The sequence below is a fragment of the Catenulispora yoronensis genome (assembly GCF_039531695.1).
Lineage (GTDB): Bacteria > Actinomycetota > Actinomycetes > Streptomycetales > Catenulisporaceae > Catenulispora > Catenulispora yoronensis.
The window spans coordinates 243,405-250,032 of the sequence record NZ_BAAAQN010000007.1; the positions used below are offsets into that span (position 1 = coordinate 243,405).

Annotated in this window: 5 protein-coding genes; 4 read left to right on the plus strand and 1 reads right to left on the minus strand. The window is 71.4% G+C overall.

The window, feature by feature from the left end; genetic code table 11:
* The first annotated feature begins 67 nt into the window (after window positions 1-67).
* Both ABD481_RS09030 and ABD481_RS09035 read left to right on the plus strand, forming a co-directional pair.
* Window positions 68-1,267, plus strand: a complete 1,200-nt coding sequence (locus tag ABD481_RS09030) for an FAD-dependent oxidoreductase (RefSeq protein WP_344665091.1) — start codon at window positions 68-70, stop codon at window positions 1,265-1,267.
* Window positions 1,268-1,643: 376 nt separating this feature from the next.
* A complete protein-coding gene (locus tag ABD481_RS09035) occupies window positions 1,644-2,891 on the plus strand; it encodes a carboxylate--amine ligase (protein WP_344665092.1) in 1,248 nt (415 codons plus the stop codon).
* A 94-nt stretch (window positions 2,892-2,985) separates the two neighbouring features.
* Here the strand turns inward: ABD481_RS09035 and ABD481_RS09040 are convergent, their stop codons facing one another.
* Window positions 2,986-4,155 carry a glycosyltransferase family 4 protein gene (locus ABD481_RS09040; protein WP_344665093.1) on the minus strand — a complete coding sequence of 390 codons (1,170 nt, stop codon included), beginning with the start codon at window positions 4,153-4,155 and terminating at the stop codon, window positions 2,986-2,988.
* 245 nt (window positions 4,156-4,400) lie between these two features.
* Between ABD481_RS09040 and ABD481_RS09045 the strand changes: the two genes are divergently transcribed.
* Together ABD481_RS09045 and ABD481_RS09050 are read left to right on the plus strand one after the other, a co-directional pair.
* On the plus strand, window positions 4,401-5,630 hold the full coding sequence (locus ABD481_RS09045) for a cellulase family glycosylhydrolase (RefSeq protein ID WP_344665094.1): 1,230 nt from the start codon (window positions 4,401-4,403) through the stop codon (window positions 5,628-5,630).
* Window positions 5,627-6,406 (plus strand): glycosyltransferase family 2 protein, encoded by a 780-nt coding sequence (locus tag ABD481_RS09050; protein ID WP_344665095.1) that lies wholly within the window; start codon window positions 5,627-5,629, stop codon window positions 6,404-6,406. The genes ABD481_RS09045 and ABD481_RS09050 overlap by 4 nt, the downstream gene beginning before the upstream one ends.
* Window positions 6,407-6,628 lie beyond the last annotated feature (222 nt).

Here is a 6,628-nt window from a genome sequence, read left to right on the forward strand (position 1 = left end):
CGACCCGGCCGAGGCCGAGCAGCGCCTCGGGTCGGCAGGCATGCCCGGAACTAGGAGAAGCGAAGCGATGACAGGTACGGAGATCCTCGACACCGCCGTGGTCGGTGCCGGGCCCTACGGTCTCTCGGTAGCGGCCCACGCCCAAGCGCGCGGCACCCGCACCCGCGTGTTCGGCACGCCGATGCGGGCCTGGGCCGAGCACATGCCGCTGGGGATGAAGCTCAAGTCCGAGCCCTGGGCGTCGCACCTGTCCGACCCGCGCGACAAGTTCACGCTCGGGGTGTACTGCCGGCTCGTGGGAGAGCCTTACGCGCACGGCGTGCCGACGCCGGTCGAGACCTTCGTCGACTACGGCCGCTGGTTCCAGCAGAAGGCCGTCCCGGATCTGCACGACACCGACGTGGTGCGCGTCGACCGCGAAGGCGAGGTGTTCGCGCTGGAGCTGGCCGACGGGTCCTCGGCGCGGGCCCGCTCGGTGGTGCTCGCCGCCGGGTTCCTGCCGTTCCAGCGGATCCCCCCGGCGCTCGCGGACCTCGCGGCGCCGCAGCTGCTGCACAGCAGCTCGATGAACAACCTGACCAACTACGCCGGCAAGCGGGTCACCGTGGTCGGCGCCGGCCAGGCCGCGATCGAGACCGCGGTGCTGCTCGACGAGACCGGCGCGGACGTCACGCTGGTGGCGCGCGCCACGTCGCTGCGGTGGAACAGTCTGCCCGGCAAGCACAGCACCGGCCGGTGGCAGCGGCTCCGCTACCCGGACTCCGGCCTCGGCCCCGGTTTCTACAACAAGGTGCTGTCCGACCTGCCGACCCTGTTCCGGCGGCTGCCCGGGCCGCGCCGCATGGACATCGTCGCCAAGACTTTGGGTCCGGAGGGCTCGTGGTGGGTCCGCGAGCGCTTTGAGAAGTCGTTCGACGCCGAGCACGTCCGGACCGGCACCCAGATCACCTCGGTGCGACCGGTGGACGGTGTGATCCGGCTGGCGCTGTCCTGCGGCAGCGAGCTTGAGGCCGACCACGTGATCGCCGCGACCGGGTACGAGGTGGACGTTCGGAAGCTGACGGTGCTCACCGAGGAGCTGCGGGGCCGGGTCCGGGCGCTGCGGGGCTCGTACGGGCCGCCGGTCCTCGGCGCGGGCTTCGACTCCTCGGTGCCCGGACTGCACATCGTGGGGCTGGCGTCGGCGGCGACGTTCGGGCCGGCCATGCGCTTCGTGTGCGGGGCCGGTTTCGCGGCCCGGAAGGTGGCGGCGAGGCTGCCGCGCTGAACCGGACTGAACCGGACTGAACCGGACTGAACCGGGGACTGGACCGGGACTGAACCGGGCCGCGGCACCCGTTATCCGTTTCACAGCCGGGAATTCCGCACCCGGCGAATAGCGGATTCGGGAATGTAGGCAAGGTTTCCCTTAATCCGAGGGATCGATCATGGTGTCCGCCGATGATATTGTCCCCGGGTCGGGCCCCGCGGACGCTTGACGATCTCGGACGACGGGCCTGGCCAGGCCCGAGATCCGGCACGCCGCGCCCGGCTTCTCGACGTGCCCGGCGGCATCGGCGACACTGTTGCTTCGCTACTGCCGATCCGGCCGGTATCCTCCGTCCGATAAGGAGCACGTTGAACTTCGATATAAGCTGGTTGCCATGTCACTGAAAGCGCCGGTGGATGCGGATACCGCGACCGACGCCGTGCTTCTGAGACTCGACCGGAACGTCTTCCACCATGGCGGACTGGGCGTCATCCGCAGCCTGGGGCGGCTGGGGATCCGCGTCCACGCGATGCGCGAGGACCGGTTCACCCCGGCCGGGACCTCCCGCTACGCCCGCCGGACGATGTCGCCGATGCCGGAGCGCACCAACCCCGACGACGTGCTGGACCTGCTGGACCGGCTCGCCGACCGGCTCCCCGGCCCGGCGGTCCTGGTCACCACCGACGACGCGGGCGCGATCCTGCTGGCCGAGCACGGTGACAAGCTGCGGCCGCGCTACCTGTTCCCCAACCCGCCGGCCGATCTGCCGCGCCGGGCGGCCGGGAAGGCGACGCTCGCCGAGATCTGCCGCGCCGCCGGGGTGCCGCATCCGGCGACGACGGTCCCGGCGGACGCCGCCGAGGCCGTGGCCTTCGCGGACGCGTGCGGATATCCGGTCGTCGCCAAGGTGAACCTGCCCTGGACCGCCGACCGCAGCGGAGGGCTGCAGAGCACCACGATCGTCCGCGGCAAGGACGAGCTGCTCTCGCTGGTCGAGCGGGCCCGCCAGGCGACCGGCGACGGCCCGGACACCGGCCTCCTGCTCCAGGAGTACCTCGCGCCCGCGCCGGCCGGCACGAACCAGGACTGGTTCTTCCACGGCTATTTCGACGCCGACTCCCGCTGCCTGTTCGGCCACACCGGGATCAAGATCCGCTCCTTCCCGGTCCACGCCGGCCTGACCAGCTACGGCCGGTGGACGCCGAACGAGCGGCTGCGCACGGAGGCGATCACCCTGCTCTCCGGGCTGGGCTACCGGGGCACCGTCGACCTCGACTTCCGGTGGGACCCGCGCGACGACGGCTACCGGCTGCTGGACTTCAACCCCCGGCTGGGCGCCCAGTTCCGGCTGTTCCAGGACACGGCCGGCATCGACGTCGTCCGCGCCATGCACCTGGACCTCACCGGGCGCGGTTTCACGCCGGGCGAAGCGGTGCCCGGACGGTCCTTGGTGGTCGAGAACTACGACCCGATCGCGGCGCTGGCGCAGCGGCGAGAAGGAACGCTCTCGATGCGCTCCTGGCTGGCCTCCATGCGGGCCGCGGACGAGGCTGCGTGGTTCGCCCGGGACGACCTCGCGCCGTTCTTCCTGACCAGCGCTCGGACGCTGTGGCAGGCGGCGGAGAAGCGGCTGCGGCGGTAGGTTCGGCGCCGGGCGGCCGATTCTTGATCGGCTACCGCCTGCCGGGTGTCGGTTGTCGGGTCTCGGCTACCGCCTACCGCCTACCGCCTACCGCCTACCGGGCACCGCGCGCCGCGAGGATTTCTCGGTACCAGGCCTCGTAATCGTCCAGGCAGCGGTCCAGGCTGAAGCCCTCAGCCCGCCGCGCCGAGGCCTCTCCCAGCCGCGCCAGCCGCTCGGCGTCCCCGATCAGCCCGGCCAGCGCTTCGGCCAACGCGGCGGCGTCGCCGGGGGCGACCAGCACCCCGTTGTCCGGTCCGACCAGTTCCGGCAGCGCCCCGATCCGGCTGGCGACCACGGGCCGGCCCAGCTCCAGCGCCTCCAGGGCGGTCAGCCCGAAGATCTCCGGCGTGGTCGACGGCACCGCGAGCAGCGCGCTGGCGCGCAGGCACTCCGCGACCTCCGGCGGCGTCAGCCAGCCCCGGAACTCGACGGTGCCGTCCGCCACCAGGCCGGCGGCCCGGGCCTGCAACCGCTCCCGCTCCGGGCCGTCGCCGACCACCACCAGCCGGGCCTTCGGCTGGGTGCGGGCCAGGATGCCGAAGGCCTCCAGCAGGACGTCCGCCCCCTTGAGCGGGCTGAGCCGGCCCACGTAGGCGACCTGCCAGACGTCCGAGACCGGGGCCGGGGTGAAGCCGTGGTCCACGGCGTGCGGCACCACCCGGACCGGCACCCGGCCGGCGTCGGGGCGCAGCAGCTCGGCGACGAAGCGGCTCGGGGCCGCGAAGCCGTCGATCCCCCGCAGCCCGAGGAGCCGGTAGGCGGGCCGCATCACGAAGCGCAGGTGCAGGTAACGCGGCAAGGCGGCGGGCGCGATGCGGCCGGCGTTGTCGGCGAGCTGCCAGCGCAGCAGCTTCCGGGTCCAGTCCTCGGGGCCGTGGACGGTGAGGATCCGCGCCGCGCCGCGCGTGGCCGGGAACAGGGCCGGGCCGAAGCCGCCGATGGTGTGCAGATGGACGACGTCCGGCCGGAATTCCCGCATGATCCGCCGCAGCGCGCGATGCGCCTGGCGATGCCAGACGAACCCGGCCAGCTTGCCGACCGGGCCGCCGGACACCGGAGGCACCAGATCGTCCGCGAAGACCGGCCGGCCGTCCGAGGGGGCGTCGACGGCCACCACCCGGACCTCGTGCCCCCGGGCGGTCTGGCCGTCGCGGAGCATACGGACGAACTTCTCCGCGCCCCCGGCCTCGAAGCCCAAGTTGACTATGTGCAGAATTCTCACCAGTGCCGCGCAATCCTCGAACTGAAATGTTGGGGTGCGAACCGTTCGAGTTCAAGAATCGGTGCCTGCGCACCAAGAGTTCTGAACCATGACACTATGAACGCTCGCAGTAGGGTGCCTTCTCCACCGGCGCCCGGCGACGGCGGCGGCCTCCCGGCCGCTCCCGGTCACCGACCGGATCCGCCAAGCGACGATATCCGGCCGAGGGGAGCGAAGGGCAGCCGGTCACCGGCCCCGAAAGCATAATGGCGAACAGCAAGCGACGGCACTGGGTGATCGTCGGGGCCGCCATGACCGCGGTCGTCATCGCCGCCGGCATCGCGACCGCCGTCTCCGGCGGCGACCCCGGCAGCCCCAAGGCCTTCGGCAGCCAGCCGGCGTCCACGGCCGGCGCGGACGCCTCCGCCGCGACCCCACCCCCGGGCGCCGCGTCCGGCACGGGGACCGACAGCGCGCCCTCCCCCACCGTGACCAAGACCACGGCCCCCAAGGACATGAAGTGGGGCCTGGACTACAGCGACACGCTGACGTTCGACAAGCCGGACGAGCTCGCCACGGCGCTCGACGACGCCAAGCGCCTGGGCATGGACTACATCCGCGTCGACTTCGGCTGGGAGGACTACCAGTCCTTCGCGAACTTCCCGCCGGACTTCGGCAAGTTCGACAACGTCGTCGCCGCCGCGAACGCCCGCAACCTGAAGGTCCTGGCCACGATCGACTTCCCGCCGCCGTGGGCCCGCCGCGACACCTGCAAGGACACCTCCGCCTGCCCGCCCGCCGACAACGCGCTGTTCGCGAAGTTCGTGAAGCAGGCCGTCGCCCGCTACTCGGCCCGCGGCGTCCACTACTGGGAGGTGTGGAACGAGCCCAACATCGTGGCCTGGGCCCCCCTCCCGGACCCGGTCGACTACACCAAGCTGCTGGTGACGGTCTCCGCCGCCATCCGCGCCGCCGACCCGCACGCCTACATCCTGATGGGCGGCCTGGCCGCCGACCACCCGAGCCCCGGCGCGCCGTTCATCACCCCCTACGACTTCATCACCGCGGTGGCCAAGGCCGGGGGCCTGAAGGCCGTCGACGCGGTCGCGTACCACCCCTACCCGGACGGCGACCCGGCGAGCAGCAAGACCTTCCAGGCCATCAGCCAGTCGCCGACCAGCATCATCACCGCGCTGAACCAGGCCGGCGCCCCGAACATGCCGATCTGGATCACCGAGACCGGCGCCAACATCCCGGCCCTGATCTTCAACCAGCCGGACCAGGTCAAGCCCCAGGAGGCGAACCAGGTCCACCTGGCCCAACGCGAGGCCGAGGTCCTGGCCTCCTACCCGAACGTGGCGTCCTTCTTCTGGTTCTCCTACCAGGACGTCCCCTCGGCCCACCTCGTCTTCGGCCTCCGCCGCGGCGACGGCACCTACCGCCCCTCCTTCGACGCCCTCCAGCAGATCATCGCCGACGCGAAGAAGTCCCAATGACCACACCCCGCGTCTCGGTCCTCATCCCCTGCGCCCCCCGCCAAAAGCACCTCCAGGAGACACTGCTCTCCCTCCAGAAGCAGACCTTCCAAGATTGGGAGGTCGTCCTGGTCCTGGACGGCGACTGCGAGGAGAACCGCCGCGCAGCCGCCGTCCTCCCCCCCGACCGCATCCGCATCCTGGTCACCGCCACCCCCCGCTCCGGCGCCGCGACAGCCCGCAACACCGGCCTCCCCGAATGCCACGGCGACCTCCTGGCCTTCTGCGACAGCGACGACCTGTGCGAACCCGACCGCCTCGCCCACCAGGTCGCCGCCTTCGACACCCGCCCCACCCTGGGCCTCCTCGCCACCTGGTCCCGCCGCTTCGACAGCACCACCGGCACCGACCTCGGCCCCCTCACCTGCCCCACCACCCCCGAAACCCTCGCCCACCGCCTACTCCTGTTCAACCCACTGACCACATCCACAGTGATGGTCCGCCCCCACCTCGTCCGCGAAGCAGGCGGCTTCCGCCCCACCGCCCTCTACTGCGAGGACTACGACCTCTGGCTCCGCATCCTCGGCAACACCGAGATAGCCGCCCTGCCCGAGGAACTGGTGCGCTACCGCGTACACGAGGACCAGTCCAGCCACCGAGCAAAGCTGCTGCAACGCAGCGGCCTACTACGCCGCGAGAAGCTGGCGGCAACGCGACGACTGGGATTGAGCGTGACGGCAACCCGCATCAAGCACCTGGCTTGGGTGGGAGTACAACTCGCGAACCGGCGCTGGTAGCCAGCCGCCTCAACAACTGATCCGGAACCGCAGCCACACCCCTGAGGCTGGAACCGGCAGCCGCAGGCCCGAAACACCCCCCCGGCCCCCGAGACTGTCAGTCCCCTGCCTGGGTTTTTGGTTCGTTCCCCTCGGTCACGTCGGCAGGGCTTTGCCTACAGTGCCGCCGACCGGGTGTCCAGTCCACGCTGTACGCAACCGCCGCCAACACCTCAAAAGCAA

Coding starts and splice junctions, on each gene's coding strand:
- ABD481_RS09045 (WP_344665094.1), top strand. CDS start 4,401: ATGGCGAACAGCAAGCGACGGCACTGGGTGATCGTCGGGGCCGCCATG.
- ABD481_RS09035 (WP_344665092.1), top strand. CDS start 1,644: ATGTCACTGAAAGCGCCGGTGGATGCGGATACCGCGACCGACGCCGTG.
- ABD481_RS09050 (WP_344665095.1), top strand. CDS start 5,627: ATGACCACACCCCGCGTCTCGGTCCTCATCCCCTGCGCCCCCCGCCAA.
- ABD481_RS09030 (WP_344665091.1), top strand. CDS start 68: ATGACAGGTACGGAGATCCTCGACACCGCCGTGGTCGGTGCCGGGCCC.